Here is a 21,344-nt window from a genome sequence, read left to right as displayed (position 1 = left end):
CTCTGGCGTCCTTCAGAGGAGGATACATCTAGTGAGCAAGCTTTGGGGCGGAAGGTTCACCAAAGGAACCAACAAGCTGGTCGAGGAGTACACAGCTTCTATTGAATTTGATAAGGCACTGGCGGAAGAGGATGTGCAGGGCAGTCTGGCGCATGTGACCATGCTCGGCAAATGCGGAATTCTGCCGCAGGAAGATGTGGAGACGATCAAGGCCGGACTGAACAAGGTGCTGGAGAAGGTCCGTGCGGGCGAGGTTGTGTTCTCGGTAGCTGACGAAGACATTCATATGAATATTGAAAAAAATCTGATCGAAGAGATTGGACCGGTAGGCGGCAAGCTGCATACGGGACGCAGCCGGAATGATCAGGTGGCGACTGACATGCACCTGTATCTGCGCAACCGGGTAGTAGAGCTGGTCGGGCTGCTGCATGAGCTGCAGGGAGCGCTGATCGGGCAGGCCAAAGACAATGTGGAGACCATTGTGCCAGGCTACACGCATTTGCAGCGTGCACAGCCGATTCTGTTCGCTCATCATTTGCTGGCTTATGTGTCCATGTTCCGCCGCGATGCGGAGCGTCTGACCGACAGCTACAAGCGGATCAACGTACTGCCGCTGGGCGCAGGGGCGCTGGCGGGAACGACATTCCCGATTGACCGCCATTTTGTCGCGGAACAGCTTGGTTTTGACAGTGTATACGAGAACAGCCTGGATGCTGTCAGCGACCGTGACTTTATCGTTGAGTTCCTGGCCAATGCCTCGCTGATTATGACCCACCTGTCCCGTCTAAGTGAAGAGCTGGTGCTGTGGAGCAGCACAGAATTCAGCTTTGTAGAGCTGGATGATGCCTTCTGCACCGGCAGCAGCATTATGCCGCAGAAGAAGAACCCGGATGTTCCGGAGCTGGTACGCGGCAAAACAGGCCGTGTCTACGGCAACCTGATTGGCCTCCTGACTGTGCTCAAATCACTGCCGCTGGCCTATAACAAGGATATGCAGGAAGACAAAGAGGGCATGTTCGATACGGTAGCTACACTGACTGGTGCACTGCAGCTGTTCGCGCCAATGATCTCCACCATGAAGGTGAACAAGGGCCGGATGCGCGAAGCGGTCAATACGGATTTCTCCAACGCTACCGATATCGCCGATTTTCTGGTAGGCAAAGGTCTGCCTTTCCGCCAGGCGCATGAAGTGATCGGCAAAACCGTACTGTACTGCATTAACGAAGGCAAATTCCTGCTGGATCTGACACTGGATGAGTTCAAGCAGTTCTCACCGCTGTTCGACGACCAGATTTATGCCGTTCTGCAGCCTGAGGCTGTAGTGGATGCGCGTAATGTCTACGGTGGTACGGCAACCGTTCAGGTAAAAGCGGCGATTGAGCGGGCTGATGCTGCCCTGGCTGAAGCTAATCAATGGGTCGTGCAGCACGCAAACGCATTAGAGTAGCGGTCATTCATAAGTGCGGTCTCATAAAAAACTGTCCTCCACCGTATCCTGGGATGCGGGGAGGACAGTTTTTTGGCATATGTTGTTTCACTCAAAGTGTGCAATGCATGATAAATGTGAACGTTTTAAATAAAAATTAACTATTTTCCAAGCGGCAGCCAGGCCAGTACATCCTGAATTTTAGTATCCCAATATCCCCACTCATGTGCCCCGGGGCCTTCCTCATAGGTGAGGGACAGGCTGGTCTTGGCGCAGGCTTCACGGAAGGTCTGATTGTCTTTGTACAGGAAGTCTTCTGTGCCGCAGCACTGATAGAGGAGCGGTTTGGGTCCTTCTGAACGGTCCGCTTCTCCCAGCAGCCACAACAGGTCATCCGGCGTACCCGCGATATCCTCCTGCCCAAAAATCCGGATATATTCCTGTGATTTCTTCGAAGGATCTTCCCAGTTCATGGTGTGGTTCGCCATATCCAGTGCCCCCGACAGACTCGCTGCAGCAGCCCAAGCCTCCGGCTTGCGCAGTCCCAGCTTCACTGCCCCGTAACCGCCCATCGAGAGTCCAGCTACGAAATTATCTTCGCGCCTAGCTGACAGCGGGAAAAAGGAGCGTGCCAACGCCGGCAGCTCTTCGCTGATGAACGTCCAGTACTTGCCCCCGGAAGCCATATCGGTATAAAAGCTGCGGTGCACCTGCGGCATGACAACGGCAATCCCCATCTCAGCTACATAACGTTCAATAGAGGTCCGGCGCAGCCAGATCGAATCATCATCAGATAAACCGTGCAGCAGATAGAGTGTCGGGTGAAGCCCTCCTTTTGCGACATTGTTAAGCCCGATTTGTGTAGTTGTCTGCTGCGGCAGAATAACCGTCATGGAGGTACTCAGCCCCAGCACATCAGAATAAAATTTGCATTCGATTAAAGCCATCTCTTTCTCCTCCTTTTAGCCAAATAATAGCACAGCCGCTAACCGATATATAGTATAGAAGAATGTGATTAATAGATTGCTGGGGCGGCAGCTCTAAGAATATAATGGAAAGTAGGAAGAAAGATTCAGAGAGTGTCAAGAAATAGGACTCAAGACAGGTAATACTGGGATAAGGAGCAGACCGGATGCTTTTAAAAGATAAATGGAGAACGATACGGAACAAGGAGCAGGGTTTTACTTTGATCGAGGTGCTGGCGGCTATCGTCATTCTGTCGATTGTATCGCTGGTGCTGACATCGTATTTTACCAACGCCCTCTCCTACTCCAAGTCGAACCAGAACAAGACGATTATGGTCAATCTGGCGCGGAACGCGCTTTTTTATATGGAGAAGCAGGATTTTGAGAAGATGCAGAAGTTCTTTGACAAATATAAACTTTCTGCTGATAAATGCCTGATTGATGCGTGTGGTGATGGTACGGCCGAAGGGATTGCATATCAGCAGTCTTTTGATACGAAGGCTTTGGCCCATGTGCTGAACCCGACAGTAAACGGAATTGATTACAGCATCAATGTCGTGTTTCAAGAAGAACTATTAAAAGAACCAGAATCAGAAGACGAGGCAGTTAACGGGGTGGATAAAAAGGATATTAGTGAATATCTGATTCCGGTCAAGGTGGTTGTTACACGGAAAACAGAGGGTGGCCAGTCCGCACCGGTAGAGGTGGAGGGATATATCAGCAATGAAGAAATTCGCTAAAGCAGCAGCACGGCAGCACGGTTTCACCCTAATCGAATTAATCGCCGCTATCAGCCTTTTTGCGATTGTGGCCGGTATTATCGGATCGGTCACCATGTTCGGTTTTAAAAGCTATCAAAAAATCACGGTCGAAAATAAGCTGCGCGACGAGGCTGATCTTGTAATGTCTTCAATTATAACGGAGCTGTATACGTACGGCCCTGAGGAGATCCGTAATACGAATTCAGGAATTATGCTGCAAAGATCAGACAGTGACCCGGTGCAGATTCAAGTGGAAGGCAGCGATATCGTAATCGGTGACAGGCGGATCGGCCCGGGAAGTACAGCGGCGCTTCAGTTGGATTCCGCTTTAAATGGCTCAACTATAACCGTCAAAAAAGTAGATGAAGATACACCGAATCTGAATACGTTGTATGAATCAGGATTGGTGGAAATTCAGCTTGAGTTAAACCACCGGGGTGGAGTATCGGAGGAGGAAAAGCTAAGTGTGGATAGCCAATTTGGATTCTAAGAAGCGTACGGAGGATATTGGGGCCGGGGGATCAAGCCGGCAGTTACGCTCAGAGGAAGGTTCTGCCCTGGTGCTGGTCATGTTCATCGTATTGCTGCTAACCATCCTCGGGATGGGCGTTCTTAGTGCCACAGTTGGCGGAGCGGTCCGGACGGAGACCAGAGAAAATGATGTCCAGAGTCTGCATTTGGCGCAAAAAGGATTGGATGAGGCCACAGCTTACATTCAAGCCCGGCTAGCGAAGATGACGGATATTAATCCGGACAAGCTTGAGGATGTTTTGCGCGGGCTGGATAAGGAGGGGCTGAATGTATCTACAGAATTTGGTGCCGGTAACAGCGGTACGATTGACTATATTGAATACAAAAATAAAAAACTTGTTGGGCAGCTGAGAGAATATTATATTGATGTAGAAGCCTCAGCATTGGTAAACGGAGTTCAACGTACGCTGCAGCAGCGGATTACCGTCGACAGTTACCCGGACTTTCTGAAATATGCCTTCGGCTCTGAGCAGAATGTCTACCTGAATGGGGCACCGGTGCTCAAAGGTAATATATACGCAGGCAACAAGCTGATTGTTTCCAATAGGGCCCAATATACGTACCTTGGAGATTCAAGTCTCACGAAGGTAACAATGTTCCCCCAGATACAGCCTAATGGTGCTGACACTGCAAATTCCGGTGAAGTATTTGTACAATCGCTCAAAAATATTGAATATCATGTATATGACCCGTCCGGAAACGGGGGAGAGGCCAAAATTCTTGCTGACAGCCCGGATATGAGTCAAACAGTAAAAAATATTTTGGATATAAATCTGGATAAAATTAATATTAAGGATCAGAAAAAGTTCGTCCAGATTAATGTGGAAGAATCGTTTATCGATAAGCTGGTCGAAGCTACCTCACCAGCTAATGATATTGCGGCAGAGCAGCTTCGGGAGCGCCTAGGCGGTAAAAGTAAAGGCGAACTGTCGGAATGGCTGCGTACAGGCAGTCTCATTGCAGCCAGACCGGTAACCTCCCCTCCGGTAAAACCTGAACAGAACGACGAGGAAAGCGATGCAGCATATCAGGCAAGACTTGACCAGTATAACAGTGAGCTCTTGGACTACCATCGTTACTTCATGGATATGAATCAATCTCACCGGGTTGACGGCAATTTGACAATTGACGGAAGCGATTATTATGGTTTGACTTTCATTGAAACTGCCAAGAGAGGTAGCCTGCCCAAATGGCTGGTTATAGATGGAAACTTGAACATTATTAATAACAGAGCCGAATTTGTCCCTATTAAGGCGAATATACTGGTCACCGGTGATGTCACGATTAAAGGCAATGTATCTTTTGATTCAACGATGTTCGTGCTGGGAAGCACCACGGTGGAGGATGCAGTCATAAGCGGATTAGGTACAGGAGCTAATCAAAAAGAGTTGGTTCTAATTTCTAAGGGGCCGGTGCTGGTAAACCGGATTGACGCTTTTACTAATACCGATCCGGCAGAAATGAACGCCTTTTTTTATACGGATGATGTAGCGAATCTTTATGGGGTCGGCTCGATCTTTTGGCTGAAGGGCGGGTTTTTCTCCAAGGGAGATTTGACGGTAAATGCAGTATTGGGAAATGCAGATGAGCCTTCAGGCGCGGTAATCGGAGATGAACTGATCATCTCCGATCCGCAAGTTACTGACCCAAGAGCACGGGAACGTTTTCGAGTAATCTATAATCATAATGTATACACTGATCAACAGTCGAGTCTACCGCGGGTTCGTAAGGTTAACATCTCTGTAAGCCCCATGAGGCTGGTTAATACCCCGCGTCAATCTACTGGTATAGATTAAATAGAAGTTAGAATCAGCTGAAAAATAAGGCTTTCCTGGACAGACCGCAAAGAGAGGAGTCCAGGAAAGCCTTTTTCTTGTTAGAAGGATTCAGCAGTTTTATTAGTAACGGTCTCCTTCATTGAGGTTAGACTGGCGGTTCTCGACTACCACTTCAATGGTTGCAGTCACAGGATCCAGTCCAGGAATTGAATAAGTGACCGTAACAATGACAGAGCCTTTCTTGTTCCCTGTAATGACTCCTTGTTTTGAATTGGCGAAGGAGGCAACGTTAGGTTTATCGCTGGTCCAGGTCAAATCATTCTGGATAGATTCCAAGGAAATGGTGCGAGGAATCGTCCATAACAAATCCATCAGATTAAAGGTGTCCCCAACATACATGGTGTGTCTGAACTTGCTGAACTCTAAACCGTTAAGACCGGTAATGCTTACTGAATAAGGCGGACTGGTAATTCCGGTAATTTTGTCTTTTACAATCACCTGGATCGTCTTGCCCGGAATGCCTTTGGCAATCATCTGGACTTGGTTTGTTCCGGGAACCGGTCTTAGCTCGGCATACTGGCTGTCATCCGGATTAACGAAGAGCCATTCGAGATCGGTACCATCCGCGTCGCCTGGTTTAAGGTTGGCCGTAAGATCCAGAGAGCCTTTTACCGGCATTGAGTTTCCATTACCTGTAATCGTAAGGGATTCGAGCGGGTTAGCGACAATAATAGTCTTGCTGGCGAATACATCTTTAACTTTGTCACTGGACACATAGACCGTAACTGTGTAAGCACCAGATGAGGGAGCATTAAATGTCGCGTTCTGATCTGTAGCTGTAATATAACTGCTGACGTCTTTCCCTTCCTTATCGTTGACCACCCAACGGTAAGTGATGTTGTCCTCGAGAATGGTTTCATAAATAGCGGTCAGTGCCAGATTAATCTTAGGTTTGACGGAGTCTTTACCTTCAATCCGCAGCGTGCGGTCTTTGACGGTAACGAGGGCTTTTCCTACTACTCCGCTTCCATCAGTAGCGGCTGCCGTTATTTCAACGGGATTGGAACTCACTTTCTTGCCTGTTACATTGCCGGTAGAAGGATCGACATATACAGTTTGAGGATCGGCAGAGCTCCAGGTTAGCTTTTTGTTGGTTGCGTCCTCTGGTCCAATCACTGGTGTAATAGGCCATGGTTTGTCATTCAACAGAATCTCCGTATTAGGGAGCGTAATACTCTCTACCTTGATTACTGCATTCAGCGTTAATTGCAAAGGAGAAAACAGCACAGATCCCCGCACAGGTGCTTCATTCAGCGGAATCGTTCCATTAAACGGCGAGTAAAATAATGTTGTCATTCTTGAAGCTGCGCCAGCAATAACTTGTCCGGTCAGCTGCCCGTTATCAAATCCGACGGTAGCGCGTGGTGCCAAGAAGGTACCGTTTAGAGTGTTACGTAAATCAACTGTTTCTGCACTTGGAAAGTTATATAGTATGTGATTAGCCTCCACGCCGGTAAGATTGGTATTGAGGGCCATTTTGACATATTTACTGCCGTCTGTACCATTGGCATTATTTCCAATGTTGACTAGAACGGTTGACCCTTGAGGTACCGATACATTCAAGCTGTGCGCAGAAGAGATCACATCCGCTGGAACGCTGAATACATACAGCTTAGCATCGCTTGTACCTGTCAGAGTAACTGTGCCATATTCAGATTTCATAGAACCATTATCATTCAAGGTTGCCAATTTTGCAGAAAGACTTGTCATCCGCTCACGCAGTGAAGCGAAGTCGATAGGGGAGCCCTTCAATACCTTTCCCCTAATAGACTGGGTATCGGCATTTCCGTTGTAATAATAATTGCCCCCGTACACAGCATTACCGTTAATAGTAATATTGTTGTTGTAGTACAAATCTCCGCCTACGACCAGAGCATCCTGGGAAGAGGTACCGCCGTTGTTAATTTCAGCGCCTCCGCCAATGTTACGGAAATCGACGTTTCCGCTTATTGCTACTCGTCCTTTAATAGAAAGATTACTAATCGTTGTGGACTGGGCAGTGTTCTCGAGACCGACAACCACCAGGTTATAATCGCGTACGGCACCAAGTAACGAACCTTCAGTTGCGGCATGAATCTCATCGTATTGTAAAGAAGCTGTACCGAATAAATATTTTCCGGCCTTTTGGGGAGACACTGTAATGGTAAAGGTGACCTCCTGGCCAGCATCTGGTACAAATGTTTTAACGCCGTTTGCTCCAGATTGCAAAGTATAGCGGATGTCATCTAGTTTCTTAGATACGCTGTAGCCGGTAGCGGCTGATCCTGTGCTTGTAATCGGCGTAGATGCCCCTTTAATTTCCAGTCCAGCTGGAACATTATCCATGAAGCTGATATTGGAAATCAGCTGACTGTCTCCAACATTTGCTGCAATGTTCGCCTGGGCAAACGGAATTGGCTGTGGTGTAACTGTGTATGTTACGGCGACATCTTTTCCGCGTATAACTTCATTGTTCACAAGGCTTGCAGGTAACGACCGCGTAGCCAATACGCTGGCTGTCGCCTCTTTGACCTTTACATTGATGATTTCGGTCGCCATCGCTCCCTGACTATCCCAGACCTTAATCTCGATCTGCAGATCTCCGTCCTTGTTAAGCGGATTGGTAAAGGAACGGCTGATAGTTTGCCCCGATTTGAGACTTATATTATCCACACCTAAACCGTTTATATAATTACCTCCGGTTTTAAAACGAATAGAAGACGACAGGGTATTGTCGTTCAAATCAAAATCCTTTGCACTGAAGTCGACCAAAATTTCATTGGCATAGGATGGGATTATACTGCCTTCGGCAGGTGCATTCACTGTGATTTTCGGAGCATGGTTGGCACCGACGAAAGCACGGTACATCGTATTGACGAACAGCTTCTGCTCCCAGTCGGGGAATCGGATGTCACTGTTGATATTCCCTTTTTTACTGTGACCTGTTCCGGAGAAAGTAATGCTGCCGACAGAATAAGTATAGAAATGGTTGTAGCTGTCATCGATATCCCGCTGTGTCTTGTTCGATTCGCTCTTAATGTTGTACCATGGCACCACATCGGCCCGCTCCAAATCCAGCATGAAGAATTGATCGTGCGTTTGGGCTACCGGATAGGAGGCGCTGCCTGCACTGTTAAGATTAAAAGGGTACTGGGTCAGCAGGCCGTTGTTGACGGGAACAACTTTAGATGAAGGATTTACGGCATTCCCACCCAGGTACGTTCTTGATGTCTGTCCAACAAGCTCGCGGAAGTAATCACCCCAATAATTCGAATCTTTAGGGTCATCAATAAAAATTGTATCGTGTGTAAGCATAATGCTTTGCTTGGTTGAGTTAGCAAAATCGAAAACTGCCTGGGCGGCTTCTTTGGAAATCATAGGGCTAGTCACCCGGTCATACATGTCCTGAAAGCCAAAGACGATCATGTCATATACACCGTTAAGCCCGCGCTGCGGACTGCTGGAGTTCTTGATATAAGTATTGAAATCCCCCATGTTCATCGTAGAAATAGACAGCTGATAATTGCTGTTGTTCAGGTAGCTCTGATTCATATTGATACTGTTCAGGAGCGAGCTGTCGGAACGGCCTGAAGGCATGACCTGGAGCACCTTGATCTCAGGCCTTACACCGGTGAAACGGATAACGTCACGGTCGAAAGCTTTTAGATTGGTTGAAGTATCAGTTACCTCAAGCTTCCAGTACAGTGGTCCTGAGTAAGTCTCTGGCAGTGTATAGCGCAGCGTTCCCTCGTTAGAATTCATATCAAGAGAAGCAACCACATGATCCTCAGTCATAGGAATTGAAGAATCTACGTTCATGTACAAGCGTACTTTGACAGGTGAGGCTGAAATATTAGGCACGTTACCGAGTTTGATTTTAAAAATAAGGGAATCCCCCTGTTGATAAGTTTCAGCAGCATTAGTGAGATAACTTTTGATTTCAGATTTATTAGTAATGGTGAGCTGCGGCCGCCGTGTAAGCCCGGTAATATAAGGTGACGTCCGGTTTTTAATTACGGATATCAGGTTATTCCGGCTGTTATCAGTAAGAAAGAGCACATTGGCTTTTTGGCCTGAAGCAGTGCGGTAAACATTAAATGAGGTGTACAGCTTCCCTTGGAGAGCATTATCTTTTGCCTGAGCGGAGAATGTTTCTTCCTGGAAAAATACATACAGGCCTTTGTTAATGTAGTAGTCGATAATTTCCTTCGCTTTCAGACTGGTAATGTCGTTCTGAACAGCAAGCGTGTTATGAGCCTTATCCCGATTAGAATCGTTCGTACTCGAATTACTGGCGATCAACGCTTTATTGAAATTTCCCCGTCCCACATAAATGGCATCATACTTGCCGTCCCAATCTTCGCGAAGCGAGACGAATTTCTTCATTGTCACCGTATCTACGGTAACGTTGGAGAGCTGCTTGAGCTCGTCCAGTTCGCTGCCGTCAGCTCCCAAGCTGGCACTGGTAGGGTCTGTGATCTCCAGAATGCGAATCGGATAATTGTTATCTGATGCTTCAACGTTTGGACTGAAGAGCTGGACCAGCAAGACTATTAACAATACCAATGCCGCGGCTCCAGAAAGAAATACAAACCTTCTTTGTTTGAACATTTTCATCGACATCGCTCCCCAAGTTTTCAAAAAAAATTAGTTTTATAGATGAATTAGTCTCGAAAAATAGCATTTTTTGCCTAGATTCATTGTAAGATTACCTATAATATGCTATATATCATTCTAGGATAAATTTCACAGTTAGGCAATGAACGAATGTGTAAAAATACCCTGAAAAATAAGACCAGGGAATTAGTTTCTTAAAAATAAACTATTAAAATATTAAGAATTACAAAATCAGGGCATACATACGAAATTCATCGGCATTTTTAAGTGTAAAATGTAGGTATTTAGTATAATTTAAATCCTTCATTTTTAGAGATTGTGTACCGATAAACCATACATACACTACATGGCATGGAGATGAGTTGAAGTTGGCAATTGTTAAGAAGAGACTTGGAGACTTGCTTGTAGAAAATGGGATTATATCGCAGGAACAGCTTCAGGAGGCGCTGGCAGACCAGCGCAAATCCAAACGCAAGCTTGGTGACCTGCTGATCTCGCAAGGCTATATTACAGAGCAGCAGCTGATAGAGGTACTTGAATTCCAACTGGGCATTCCACATGTCAGTCTTTTTAAATATCAGATCGATCCGGCGATCACACAGATTATTCCGGAAAGCATGGCCAAACGCTATCAGGTTCTTCCTTTTATGAAAGAAGGCGGGAAGCTGATGGTGGCCATGGCGGATCCGCTGGATTATTTTGCAATAGAAGATTTACGGATGAGCACAGGCTTCCGGATCGAGCCGGCGATCTCTACCAGAGATGAGCTGCAGCGCGCGATTGCCCGCCATTACGGAATGCGTGACTCCATGAACCAGATGCTTGTCGAGCTGCCGACGCAGGAAGAAATTGAAGAGACGGAAATTACCGACGAGGATTCACCAATCGTCCGGCTTGTTAACCAGATGATTCAGCAGGCGGTTCAGCTACGGGCATCCGATATACACGTTGACCCCGGAGAGAATAATCTGGCGATAAGATACCGGGTCGACGGTACGCTGCGGACTGAACGGCTGATTCCGAAGCAGATGCAGGGCTTTATTACTGCAAGGCTCAAGATTATGGCCCGTCTGAATATTGCCGAACGGCGTCTTCCGCAGGACGGACGGATCAAGATGCAGTTCGACTACAAAATGATCGATATCCGTGTCTCTTCGCTGCCGACGATGCACGGGGAGAAAATCGTACTGCGGCTGCTGGATCTCAGCACGGGCGTCAAATCAGTCGATACACTGGGATTTAGTGACAGCAATGCCGTGTCATTCAAGGAAATGATCAGCCGTCCTTACGGGATTTTGCTGATTACAGGACCGACGGGAAGCGGGAAGACGACCACGCTGTACTCGGCACTGAACCAGCTTAATCAGGAAAGTGTCAACATCATTACCGTTGAAGATCCGGTTGAATATCAGCTGGAAGGCATCAATCAGGTACATGTTAACCCGGCGATCGGCCTTACGTTTGCGGCCGGTCTGCGCTCCATTCTCCGTCAGGATCCCAACATTGTAATGGTAGGGGAAATCCGGGATACAGAAACTGCGGAAATTGCAGTCAGAGCTTCGCTGACAGGTCACCTGGTGCTGTCTACGCTCCATACGAACGATGCTGTGAGCAGTGTCTCCCGGCTGCGCGATATGGGCGTTGAGCCTTACCTGATCGCTTCGTCTTTAATTGGTGTCGTCGCTCAGCGGCTCGTACGCAAAATATGTACGGATTGCAAGGAAACCTATAAGCCGTCCCCTCAGGAAGCCATCCTGCTGGAAAGGTATGGCCTGCGGGCTGATATGCTTCACCGGGGCAAAGGCTGCGGAAGCTGCAACTCTACCGGCTACCGCGGACGGATCGCCATTCATGAAGTGATGAGCGTCGATGATCAGCTGCGTCAGTTGATTACAGATTCGGCTTCAGTGGAAGAAATGCGCACTGCCGCCAGAGAAAATGGCCTGGTCCAGCTGATGGAAGATGGTCTGCTGAAGGTATCCCAAGGGATGACCACTTTGCAGGAAGTACTGCGTGAGACGGTATCCCATTAAAACGAGGAGGAGACATAAATGCCGCTTTCAACCAGAAATATAGCACAGCTGCTGCACATGGCGTACTCCTCCAGAGCATCCGATTTACACATTTCCGTAGGTGCGCCTCCTGTGCTGCGGATCGACGGCAAGCTTCAGAACGTGGAAGGCCCGGTGGTCGGACCCGGCGAAGCAGAACAAATGGCTTTGGATTTGCTGGGACCGGACAGAGAGCCCGGGTTCCGTGCAGCGGGGGAGTATGACTTTTCCTATCCGCTGGAAGGAGGCGCCCGGTTCCGCGTGAACGTATACCGCCAGCGGGGCGGCATCAGTATTGCTGCCCGCAGCATTCCTGCGGATATCCCGACCCTGGAACGTCTGGCGCTTCCGCCGGTTCTATCCTCGCTGGCGATGAAGCCGCAGGGCCTGATCCTGGTAACAGGTCCGACAGGCAGCGGCAAGTCATCGACACTTGCGGCGATGATCCATCATATGAACCGGAGTGAGCGCAAGCATATTGTCACACTGGAAGATCCGATTGAATTTCTGCACAGCCATGGAACCTGCATTATTGATCAGAGAGAAGTCGGAAACGACACTTCGAGCTTCTCGAATGGCCTGCGGGCTGCGCTCCGCCAGGACCCGGATGTCATTCTTCTTGGAGAGATGCGGGATCTGGAGACGATCTCGGCAGCGGTGACCGCAGCGGAAACAGGTCATCTGGTTTTGGCCACTCTGCATACCTCCGATGCGCCGCAGACGATCGACCGGATTATCGACGCTTTTCCGGGGCATCAGCAGAATCAGATTCGTCTGCAGCTGGCTTCCGTTCTGCTGGCGGTGATCTCACAGCGGCTGTTCCCCCGGTCCCAGGGACAGGGAAGGCTCTGTGCGACCGAGATTCTGATCAATACGCCTGCGGTCGGCAACATGATCCGGAGCGAGAAGACACACCAGATCAAGAATATTATGCAGACCGGCAAAGCTCAGGGGATGCATACGCTGGATATGAGCATCCGCGACTATTTGGGTCTGGGACTCATCGAACCGGCTGCCGCCAAAGCCTATCTTGCGGAGGTGAAATCCGATGCCGCAATTTGAGTATCAGGTCAAGACATCGGCCGGCAAACAGCTCAAAGGCAAGCTTACTGCGCTGGACAAGCCGTCGGCGATGGAGGAGCTCCGCAAGCGGGGGCTTACCGTTTTTTCGCTGAATGAACAGAAGAATTCCATCCTGTCGATGGATATTTACATTGGGAATCCCGTTAAAACGATTCATTTCATTATTTACTGCCGCCAGTTCGCAACTCTCATTCGTGCAGGTGTCTCCATTGTTGATGCCAACCGGATTCTGGCTGAGCAGACGGAAAGCAAGCCGCTGGCCAAAGCACTGCAGGATGTCAGCTCAAGCCTTTTGCGCGGGGTAGCTTTCTCGCAGGCTGTGCTGGATCACAAAAAGATTTTTCCGGCCTTGTTCGTCAGTATGGTGCGGGCGGGGGAAGAATCCGGTGACCTGGAAGGGACGCTGGAGCGGCTGGCGATGTATTTTGAGAAGCAGCATACGACTACCGAGAAAATCAAATCCGCACTGATGTACCCGGTCACCGTTGCCGTCATGGCGGTAGCTGCGGTGATTTATCTGCTGTGGGCGATTGTTCCTCAGTTTGTAACGATGTTCGAGTCGATGAACGCTGAGCTGCCGGCAATTACGAAGATGGTGTTGGCCCTAAGTAAAAGTATTCAGGGGCAGTGGTACTTCTGGGCGCTTGGTGTGATCATCATTATTGCTGCTTTCCAGATTGCTAAGCGTACGGAGAAGGGCGCCTATGCCTTGGACTATGCGAAGCTAAAGGTGCCGGTGTTCGGAAAGCTGAACCAAAAGGGTTCTATTGCCCAGTTCACCCGGACATTCTCCTCTTTGTATGCCAGTTCGGTACCGATTCTGCAGTCGCTGACGATTGTTGAAGAAATTGCCGGCAACAAAGTAATCGGAAAATATATCCGAAGCGCTGGTGATTCGCTCAGACAAGGTAAACCTCTATCCGAACCGCTGAAGAAAGCCTGGGTATTTCCGCCGCTGGTCACGCAGATGATCGCTATCGGGGAAGAAACCGGAGCGCTGGATACGATGCTGTCCAAGGTAGCTGATTTCTACGAAATGGATGTCGAGAATACAGTCGACCGGCTGAAGTCACTGCTGGAGCCGCTGCTGATTGCCTTCTTGGCGGGAGTTGTCGGGGTAATTGTGGCGGCGATCATGCTGCCGATGTTTAGTCTTTATAGCAATATGTCATAAAGGAACTATTGTGAGAGGGGTGACGCCGGGCGGGGGAAGGTAACCTTCGTACTGACGAGATAAGAGATTTGAAAGCAACTAAGAAAAGTAGGTAGTCATCCACTCATTATATTATTTTAGGAGGAAAACACATGTTGGCAAATGCTATTAAAAAGAGATTGAATAAAGAAGAAGGACAAAAGGGATTTACGCTGATTGAGCTCTTGGCGGTTATCGTTATTTTGGGGATTATTGCGGTTATTGCGATTCCGTTGATCGGGAATATTATTAATAATTCTAAGGACAATGCAGATGTAGCAACTGCCCGTCAAGTTTATGACGCAGCCAGACTGTATGTAATTGGTGAAGAAGATGGCGACTTTAACGCAGCTGGGGGAGTTACAATTGATGAAATGCAGGAGGCTGGTTATCTAGATGATCCAATCACACTCCCAAGTACAAAAGCTGAAATCACAGGGGGAACAGTTAATTTTAATGATCAAGGTCAACTAGCCAATTCAGGAACGACTGCAACGGGAGCAGTGTCTTTTACTACGGGAACCGGGACATCCGCCTCATCAGCGAGCTTTAGTGCTAGTGAAGTATTAAGTGCCAAGAAAAATTAATAGAATCCTCACTTATAATTAAGGAATCGGACCATTCCGATTCCTTTTTTACAACACAACTAAACTAAAAGTAATCCTGCCAGGATGCCGGGAACGGAGGACATTTGGAGCTGGAGGAGCGGGAGCGCCCGCCTTTGTTTTCGGATTTCTACCCCTGCTTATTCATTCCTGAAATCCGAAAACAACAGCGGCCGGAAGCCCAAATGTCTGCAGTTCCCTCCCATCCCGGCAGTATTCTTTTAGAGTTACCATCCCACACAAAGGAAACGATCATGACCATCACTATCGCCATTTACATCACGCTGCTCGGACTGATTCTGGGCTCCTTTTATAATGTCGTTGCGCTGCGGGTGCCGGCCGGGGAATCGCTGAGCCATCCGCCATCGCACTGCACCGGATGCGGGACACGCCTGAAGGCGAGGGACTTGGTGCCGGTATTCAGCTGGCTGTTCAGCCGGGGCAGGTGCAGACATTGCGGTGCCAAAGTGTCCGTGCTTTATCCGCTTGGAGAATTAGCGACCGGACTGCTGTTCCTGTGGTCCTATCTGGAGTTCGGGCTTACCGTCAGAGGATTAACAGCGGTGGTGCTGGCAAGCCTGGCCGTGATCGTAACGGTAGCAGATCTCAAATATATGCTGATTCCGAACAAAGTACTGCTCTTTTTTGCACCGCTCCTGCTTGTGCTCACTCTGCTGAACGCCGATGGCCCGGTTTGGCTTTACCTGCTGGGGGCGGTCGTAGGAGGCGGGGGGATTTTCCTGTTCGCCTGGTTCGGCGGAATGGGCATGGGCGATGTCAAGCTGTTCGCACTGCTGGGGCTGGTTGTCGGCTTCCCGGGCGTGCTGCTCGCTTTTTTGACGGCTTGTCTGCTGGGTACGCTGGTTGGAGGTACGCTGCAGCTGACGGGTACCGTTAAGCGCGGACAGCCGGTTCCCTTTGGCCCTTGGCTTGCTGTAGGAGCGCTGCTTGCTTACGGCTACGGCTCACAGATTATCAGCGGGTATCTCTCGCTTATCCATTAGGAGGATTATAGCTCATATGCTTGGACTTCAGAATCCTGCGGCCGGTCTTGCGATTGAGCAGACGGGAATCCGCTACATCAGCTTAAAGAACAAAAAGTCATGGGAAGTCCGCAAAAAGCGTTACCTTCCTCTTCCGCCGGGCATGATCGTGGAAAATCAGATTGCCGACAGCGAAGCGCTGCTTGCGAGCGTCAAGCAGTGGGTGAAAAAGGAAGGGCTGCGCGGCAGCCGGGTCGCCCTTTCCATTCCGCCGTCACAGATCATCATCCGCAAAATGAGTATCCCCAGCACGAACCCGAAGCAGGTGGAGCAGCTGGTGAAGCTGGAAGTGGAGACGGGGCTGCATCTGCCTTTTGAGAGCCCGGTCTATGATTATGTCACGATCGAGGTCGATGAGGAGAACAGCCATTTACTGGTGTTCGCTGCGCCCCGCAAGCCGATTCAGGATTATATAGATGTCCTGGAAGGTGCAGGCCTGCGCGTAGGCAGTGTGGAGATTGCCGCGACCGCTCTTGCCCGCGGCCTGACGCTTGGCCAGCATGCCGGGTTCGAGGAAACCATGGTCATCAACGTCGAGCGTTCAGTCCTGGATGTCTATATGTTCCGCGGCGGCAACCCGGTATTTATCCGGACCATCAACCAGGGTGACCTGAACAGTGGAATTCAGCCTGCTTTTCATCCGGATAGAGGGTATGCGAAGGAAGCGGCGGCAGCCTCCGAATTTACTGAGGATTTGCTGACGACGGGACAGATCGTAGAGATCACCGCCGAGATTTCCCGGATGCTGAACTTTTACCAATACAGTCTTCATGACGGGAGCACAAGAATTCAGAACGTGCTGATCGCTGGCCCGCGGCATATCCGTAACCAGCTGTATGAGGAATTAAATCAGTCCTTAACAGAGCTCGAGGTATCCACGACCGGACTGGAGCAGCTTGCGGACGGCGGCATTTCCGACCCTGAGCTGAATGATTACCGGGTTGCGGCAGGTGCGGCGCTGCGAAGCAGCCAGCTTCTGACGATCGACCTGCTGCCCCGGGAAGACCGCGAGGCTGTCCTGTTCCCTTACATCGCAGTCGCACTGGTTGGAATCTGGCTGCTCGGTGCGATAGGAACCGGTATTTTTTATGCAGCGGATAAAGGACAAATCGCCAATAATGAGCAGCAGATTCAGGGGGCACAGGACCGTTCCCTGATGCTGCAGGCTGAACTTGCTAAGTTAAACGGAACATCGGGGCAGCTGAACAGAAGAGCGGCCATCAATGAAATTCTTACGTATAAAATGAATATCGTGTCCGTGCTGAACGAACTGGCCTACGGTTTGCCGCCGGGCAGCCTGCTGCGGAACATTAATTATACGTACCGCACCTCCATCGATCTTACGGTAAGAGTTGCTAGCATGGAGGAGGCCTCCATGTATTTGGCTAACCTGCGGAAGATGTCCTTTACCTCAAGCGCCGAGATCCAGAAGCTGACGGAAGGGGATACTGCAGCCGAGTCGGCGGGAGGAGCCGGTGCTTACGGAGCCTACACTGCAGTTTATCATGTGAATCTGGTGAAAGTTGCAGGCAGTAACGGAACGGCTGGCGAAGGCGAAGGCCAAAATGCCGCTGGAGAGGAGGATGGCAGTGGAACAAATCAATAAATACCGTTCACCTATTGTGCTGGGCTTGTTAATTCTGTTTTTGCTGCTGTTCGCCTTCTTTATGCTGGGCCTGCAGCCGGCCAATCAGGAGCTCAAGGATCAGGAACTGCAGCTCAGCCAGTTAAATGAGCAGAACAATCTGCTGGAGAGTAAAATCGATGAGCGGATGGCTGACACTTCCCAGGAGGCAGAGGCAGCAGAACTGTTGGCCCAGCTTCCCAAAGGGGACAACAGCGAGCAGCTGATTCTGGATTTACGCGCCATCGGTTCCGCTACCGGAACCCGGTTGAAGGATATTGGCTTCAGCGTCGGCGAACAAAATCCGATACAAGTCATGACTGAATCCAGCACGGTGGTGTATCCTACGGTTAAGCAGCTTAATATGACGGCTGTCGTGGAAGGTGATTATACCGGCGTGAACGCCTGGCTGCTTGCACTTCAGTCACTGCCCCGCATTGTCAATGTCGACTCGTTCACGTTCCAGCGTTCGTCGGCGGGCGGCAATGGACAGGGAAGCTCAAGTATTATTACAGCGAACGTTTCGTTCACCGCCTACTTCGAAGATGCAGCGGATACGGAAACGGAAAATGCGCCAATGGCTGCCGGAGATCCTGCTTCTACTGCATATGCTGACAACTAATGTATATTATTTACATTTTAAAGTACATTCCTATTCGGCCTCCCAGCGGGGCCGTTTTTTTGTACCCTTTTTATACAAAAATCCGTTTTCATTCCTATAGGTATTGGGTATTTTAGCTTACAGGCTGCCGTAACTTATATAGTACTTATCGCTGCCGCAAGAACAGATGCAACCTACAACGTAAGCAGTATAATAAGGAGGAATTGTGATGAGCAAAAAGAAATGGATGGTTGGTTCGTTAGCCCTGGCTATGGGGCTGGTGTCTGCAGGGGGCGGGGCAATGGCGGCTTCGCCGTTTACAGGGAGCAGTGCGGTGAGAACTGTGGCTGCATCCTTGCCGGGACAAGAGGGTCCTGCAACGATCAATAACCTGACAGCAAGAAGCGTTATTCCGCTGGTGGTGCATGCCAAGAAGCTGTATGATTATTCGCATAAGGGAGGGAATACGTTCCAGCCGGAAGTTTTTCAATATAAAGGAACGGAATACCGCTACCTCTCCAGTGACCTCGGCACGAAACAGCAGCTGATGAATTACATAAAAAGAGGCTTTACCCACAACGCCGCTGCTTTTTATGTGCAGACACAGTTCCTGGAGCAGAACGGAAGAATGGCTCAGGTTAACGCCGATTTAGGCAATCAGCTGGATTACGGCAAAGCCACGGCAAGAATGCTGTCCAAGACTGCAACTGCTGCCGTATTTGAGCTGAGTGTGCCGCAAGCCGGAGGCCAAGGGGATAAACAGCTGTTCGAAGTTAAGCTTAAGAAGGTGAACGGGTACTGGAGAATCGATATGTCGCCGGATACCCTTTTCTAAGACCGAAACCACTTGTATAACAGAGCCGGGGCTAATGGCTGAAGAGGAGAGACTTTAGGGGAGCTGGCAAATGCTGTCTCTGAGATCCGAAGGATAGACGACTCCGGTGAATTTACCTTTATCCGTAATTATTATGCAATCATTCTTCATGACATCCGGACGTCTCATCGCTTCTTCGTATAAAGAGGCAAGCGGGGCATAAATGTCTGCAGTCAGCGGTGCACGGTTCATCAGCTTCGTTACAGATTCCCTGTAAAAGTGCCCAGTACCCTTCCGTCCGGTGGCCTTTAAAAAGAAACGTTCGCTCATCAGCAGTCCTGCCGGCTCGTCCGACGGGTTGCAGACCACAATGCATTTGGACTCCGGATGCTGGAACATGACGCGCAGGGTTTCACGGCAGGTATGGGAAAGGGATACGGATGGGGCGCTGCGCAGAATTGCAGATAACCCGGAGACAGATATTGTGCTCATGTCGGATCTTCCTTTCAAATGTTAGTCTGATTCCAGCGTACAGCTGTTATATTAACTGCGGTGACCACCCAGGTAACGGCAATGTAAAATAAACTAAATATCTGTACAGACAAAAGCGGCTGCATCCTCCTCAGTGTAAGGAAGATCCAGCCGTTTTTTGCGCTGACTTCTGCATTCCAATTGAACCTGAATCCTGTATCAGCCTCCACGGACCCCGTCCTCTATCAGCGGTTTTTGCGTGGGCTGTGGCTGGACGGTCTGGCTCATGCCTCCGCGGTTAATGGCGATGACCCGTTTTTGGGCGTAGTATACGTCCCGGGAGAGTTTTTTCTTCTCCACTTCTTTACCGTCAACATAGCGGGTAATGTAGGTCTCGACCACGTAACCGGTTTTGCCCTTCTGAAGCACCCGTGTGCCGCCGCGAGGCAGGGAAGGATCACTTACATACTTATCGGCGGGCGGCAGCACTTCGACAGTCCGCGACTGGACGGAGTAGGTTACATTTCTGGGAAAAGTGCCGAACAGCTTGACGGTTAACGTCCGTCCCTGGACAGCTGCTTTGATAATCAGATATTTGCCGGTGTTATTACGGAAGCGGAAGTTAATGTAGCCTTGGGCAAAAGTGGCGTCCTGGCCCTTGGGCAGATAATTGACCGGCAGGGAATGATTCCGGCGCTCTACGATCTCCAAACCGGTTCGGATGGCGGCATTATACAGTGTACTGGAGACCTGGCAGATGCCGCCGCCTGTGCCGGGCGTAAGCTTGCCGTCCACAATGACCGGCGCTTCCCGGAATCCGTATCGGGCCTGAGCTTTTTCAATGGCTTTGCCGTAATCAAAGACAGCCCCCGGCGGCAGGATCGTCCCGTTTACGGCTTTGGCTGCGGCTTCGACATTAAAAGTCCGTCCGGGGCCGCTAACGCCGAGCGAGGTGCTGAACTGTGTTATTTTTCGCTCGATCCCCTGGTCCTGCAGCGCTTTAAGGGTGACAGCAGGCTCCTTCACAGTCAGGGGGACTTCCAGCGTAATCGTTGCAGACTGCCCTGTGCCTGTAGTGGCTGCACTTAAGCTGCCTGGCATAGCCGTCCGAAGGAGCAACTCCAGCTGCTGCCAATCCACTTGAAAAGAGGTCGTTTCCTTTGTATAGACTACACGGTCATCCGCTGTAATGCGCCGCTCAGCATCTATAGGGATGCCGAACGTTTCATTCTCCCAGTCCGGGCCCAGCCTGCCTTTCAGCTGCCCGGTTTCCAGATGGACACCGATATTCCAGCTGCGTGCAAAGGTTCTCCGTGCCCGGATCCGGTCATACAGGCTGCCATCTGCAAGCTCATTCAATCCGCGGAGGAAGTCCTCTGCTTCATAGGTGAATCCGGCCTGCTTCAGGGTGAGGGTAAGGTCTGCGCTTCCTTCCGCCTTCAGGACAAGCGGAAGCGACTCCAGCGACTCCAGCCGACTATCCAGTCCGCTGCGGACTTCGGCAAATTCCATTCCGCCGATTTCCCAGCCTGCAATGACGGTGCCTTCCGGCAGCGTCTGCCGGCTTCCGTATATGTACAGTCCGCCGGCAAGCAGCGAGCCGGCCAGGAGAAGGGCGGCGGCTGCGATGAGGGCGGCATGGATTTTTTTCATAAAATGATCTCCTTCCGTGACAATGTAAGCCTGCTGTGCAGTTAAAGATAGCCAAAACTCAATTATATGCTTCTGCTGCCGATATATAGA

At 49.9% G+C, this 21,344-nt stretch carries 16 protein-coding genes; 12 read left to right on the top strand and 4 right to left on the bottom strand.

Annotation, left to right across the window (positions count from 1 at the left end; translation table 11 throughout):
- The first annotated feature begins 31 nt into the window (after window positions 1–31).
- Window positions 32–1,447, top strand: coding sequence for an argininosuccinate lyase (gene argH / locus C2I18_RS09965; RefSeq protein ID WP_249901032.1), 1,416 nt, complete (start codon window positions 32–34; stop codon window positions 1,445–1,447).
- 140 nt (window positions 1,448–1,587) lie between these two features.
- On the opposite strand, the gene C2I18_RS09960 is transcribed toward argH, so the two are convergent.
- Entirely contained in the window at window positions 1,588–2,373 is a 786-nt protein-coding gene (locus C2I18_RS09960; RefSeq protein WP_249901031.1) for an alpha/beta hydrolase, read from the bottom strand.
- A gap of 185 nt (window positions 2,374–2,558) precedes the next feature.
- Between C2I18_RS09960 and C2I18_RS09955 the strand changes: the two genes are divergently transcribed.
- Genes C2I18_RS09955 through C2I18_RS09945 form a run of 3 tightly spaced genes read left to right on the top strand, consistent with a single transcriptional unit; the run spans window position 2,559 to window position 5,479 of the window.
- The gene (locus tag C2I18_RS09955; RefSeq protein WP_249901030.1) at window positions 2,559–3,131 is read left to right on the top strand and encodes a prepilin-type N-terminal cleavage/methylation domain-containing protein; all 573 of its coding nucleotides are present in this window, start codon (window positions 2,559–2,561) and stop codon (window positions 3,129–3,131) included.
- Window positions 3,115–3,642: a type II secretion system protein gene (locus C2I18_RS09950; protein WP_249901029.1), complete on the top strand. Its 528-nt coding sequence runs from the start codon at window positions 3,115–3,117 to the stop codon at window positions 3,640–3,642. Before C2I18_RS09955 ends, C2I18_RS09950 begins: the two co-directional genes overlap by 17 nt.
- The gene (locus tag C2I18_RS09945) at window positions 3,632–5,479 is read left to right on the top strand and encodes a hypothetical protein (RefSeq protein ID WP_249901028.1); all 1,848 of its coding nucleotides are present in this window, start codon (window positions 3,632–3,634) and stop codon (window positions 5,477–5,479) included. The genes C2I18_RS09950 and C2I18_RS09945 overlap by 11 nt, the downstream gene beginning before the upstream one ends.
- 102 nt (window positions 5,480–5,581) lie before the next feature.
- On the opposite strand, the gene C2I18_RS09940 is transcribed toward C2I18_RS09945, so the two are convergent.
- Window positions 5,582–10,117 carry a choice-of-anchor A family protein gene (locus tag C2I18_RS09940; protein ID WP_249901027.1) on the bottom strand — a complete coding sequence of 1,512 codons (4,536 nt, stop codon included), beginning with the start codon at window positions 10,115–10,117 and terminating at the stop codon, window positions 5,582–5,584.
- Between the two features lie 368 nt (window positions 10,118–10,485).
- Between C2I18_RS09940 and gspE the strand changes: the two genes are divergently transcribed.
- The 8 genes from gspE to C2I18_RS09900 all read left to right on the top strand — a co-directional run bounded on the left by gspE (window position 10,486) and on the right by C2I18_RS09900 (window position 19,151).
- Window positions 10,486–12,150, top strand: coding sequence for a type II secretion system ATPase GspE (gene gspE / locus C2I18_RS09935; RefSeq protein ID WP_249901026.1), 1,665 nt, complete (start codon window positions 10,486–10,488; stop codon window positions 12,148–12,150).
- A gap of 18 nt (window positions 12,151–12,168) precedes the next feature.
- On the top strand, window positions 12,169–13,230 hold the full coding sequence (locus C2I18_RS09930; protein ID WP_249901025.1) for a type IV pilus twitching motility protein PilT: 1,062 nt from the start codon (window positions 12,169–12,171) through the stop codon (window positions 13,228–13,230).
- A complete protein-coding gene (locus tag C2I18_RS09925) occupies window positions 13,217–14,425 on the top strand; it encodes a type II secretion system F family protein (protein ID WP_249901024.1) in 1,209 nt (402 codons plus the stop codon). Before C2I18_RS09930 ends, C2I18_RS09925 begins: the two co-directional genes overlap by 14 nt.
- A 131-nt stretch (window positions 14,426–14,556) precedes the next feature.
- Window positions 14,557–15,030 (top strand): type II secretion system protein, encoded by a 474-nt coding sequence (locus C2I18_RS09920; protein WP_249901023.1) that lies wholly within the window; start codon window positions 14,557–14,559, stop codon window positions 15,028–15,030.
- A gap of 272 nt (window positions 15,031–15,302) precedes the next feature.
- Entirely contained in the window at window positions 15,303–16,052 is a 750-nt protein-coding gene (locus tag C2I18_RS09915; protein ID WP_249901022.1) for a prepilin peptidase, read from the top strand.
- Between the two features lie 16 nt (window positions 16,053–16,068).
- Window positions 16,069–17,697, top strand: coding sequence for a pilus assembly protein PilM (pilM, locus tag C2I18_RS09910; RefSeq protein WP_249901021.1), 1,629 nt, complete (start codon window positions 16,069–16,071; stop codon window positions 17,695–17,697).
- Window positions 17,681–18,337 carry a type 4a pilus biogenesis protein PilO gene (gene pilO, locus C2I18_RS09905; protein WP_249901020.1) on the top strand — a complete coding sequence of 219 codons (657 nt, stop codon included), beginning with the start codon at window positions 17,681–17,683 and terminating at the stop codon, window positions 18,335–18,337. The genes pilM and pilO overlap by 17 nt, the downstream gene beginning before the upstream one ends.
- Before the next feature lie 208 nt (window positions 18,338–18,545).
- Entirely contained in the window at window positions 18,546–19,151 is a 606-nt protein-coding gene (locus C2I18_RS09900; RefSeq protein WP_249901019.1) for an IseA DL-endopeptidase inhibitor family protein, read from the top strand.
- A gap of 54 nt (window positions 19,152–19,205) precedes the next feature.
- Here C2I18_RS09900 and C2I18_RS09895 read toward each other — a convergent pair whose 3' ends face one another.
- Together C2I18_RS09895 and C2I18_RS09890 are read right to left on the bottom strand one after the other, a co-directional pair.
- Entirely contained in the window at window positions 19,206–19,622 is a 417-nt protein-coding gene (locus tag C2I18_RS09895; RefSeq protein ID WP_249901018.1) for a CBS domain-containing protein, read from the bottom strand.
- A 198-nt stretch (window positions 19,623–19,820) separates the two neighbouring features.
- Window positions 19,821–21,254, bottom strand: a complete 1,434-nt coding sequence (locus tag C2I18_RS09890; RefSeq protein WP_249901017.1) for a VanW family protein — start codon at window positions 21,252–21,254, stop codon at window positions 19,821–19,823.
- Between the last annotated feature and the right edge of the window lie 90 nt (window positions 21,255–21,344).

It is taken from the genome of Paenibacillus sp. PK3_47 (assembly GCF_023520895.1).
Lineage (GTDB): Bacteria > Bacillota > Bacilli > Paenibacillales > Paenibacillaceae > Paenibacillus_AQ.
Note: the sequence above shows the minus strand (reverse complement) of the source record. Positions and strands in the feature narration are given on the sequence as shown.

Coding starts and splice junctions, on each gene's coding strand:
- C2I18_RS09960 (WP_249901031.1), bottom strand. CDS start 2,373: ATGGCTTTAATCGAATGCAAATTTTATTCTGATGTGCTGGGGCTGAGT.
- C2I18_RS09955 (WP_249901030.1), top strand. CDS start 2,559: ATGCTTTTAAAAGATAAATGGAGAACGATACGGAACAAGGAGCAGGGT.
- C2I18_RS09950 (WP_249901029.1), top strand. CDS start 3,115: ATGAAGAAATTCGCTAAAGCAGCAGCACGGCAGCACGGTTTCACCCTA.
- C2I18_RS09940 (WP_249901027.1), bottom strand. CDS start 10,117: ATGAAAATGTTCAAACAAAGAAGGTTTGTATTTCTTTCTGGAGCCGCG.
- C2I18_RS09930 (WP_249901025.1), top strand. CDS start 12,169: ATGCCGCTTTCAACCAGAAATATAGCACAGCTGCTGCACATGGCGTAC.
- C2I18_RS09925 (WP_249901024.1), top strand. CDS start 13,217: ATGCCGCAATTTGAGTATCAGGTCAAGACATCGGCCGGCAAACAGCTC.
- C2I18_RS09920 (WP_249901023.1), top strand. CDS start 14,557: ATGTTGGCAAATGCTATTAAAAAGAGATTGAATAAAGAAGAAGGACAA.
- C2I18_RS09915 (WP_249901022.1), top strand. CDS start 15,303: ATGACCATCACTATCGCCATTTACATCACGCTGCTCGGACTGATTCTG.
- pilM (WP_249901021.1), top strand. CDS start 16,069: ATGCTTGGACTTCAGAATCCTGCGGCCGGTCTTGCGATTGAGCAGACG.
- C2I18_RS09900 (WP_249901019.1), top strand. CDS start 18,546: ATGAGCAAAAAGAAATGGATGGTTGGTTCGTTAGCCCTGGCTATGGGG.
- C2I18_RS09895 (WP_249901018.1), bottom strand. CDS start 19,622: ATGAGCACAATATCTGTCTCCGGGTTATCTGCAATTCTGCGCAGCGCC.
- C2I18_RS09890 (WP_249901017.1), bottom strand. CDS start 21,254: ATGAAAAAAATCCATGCCGCCCTCATCGCAGCCGCCGCCCTTCTCCTG.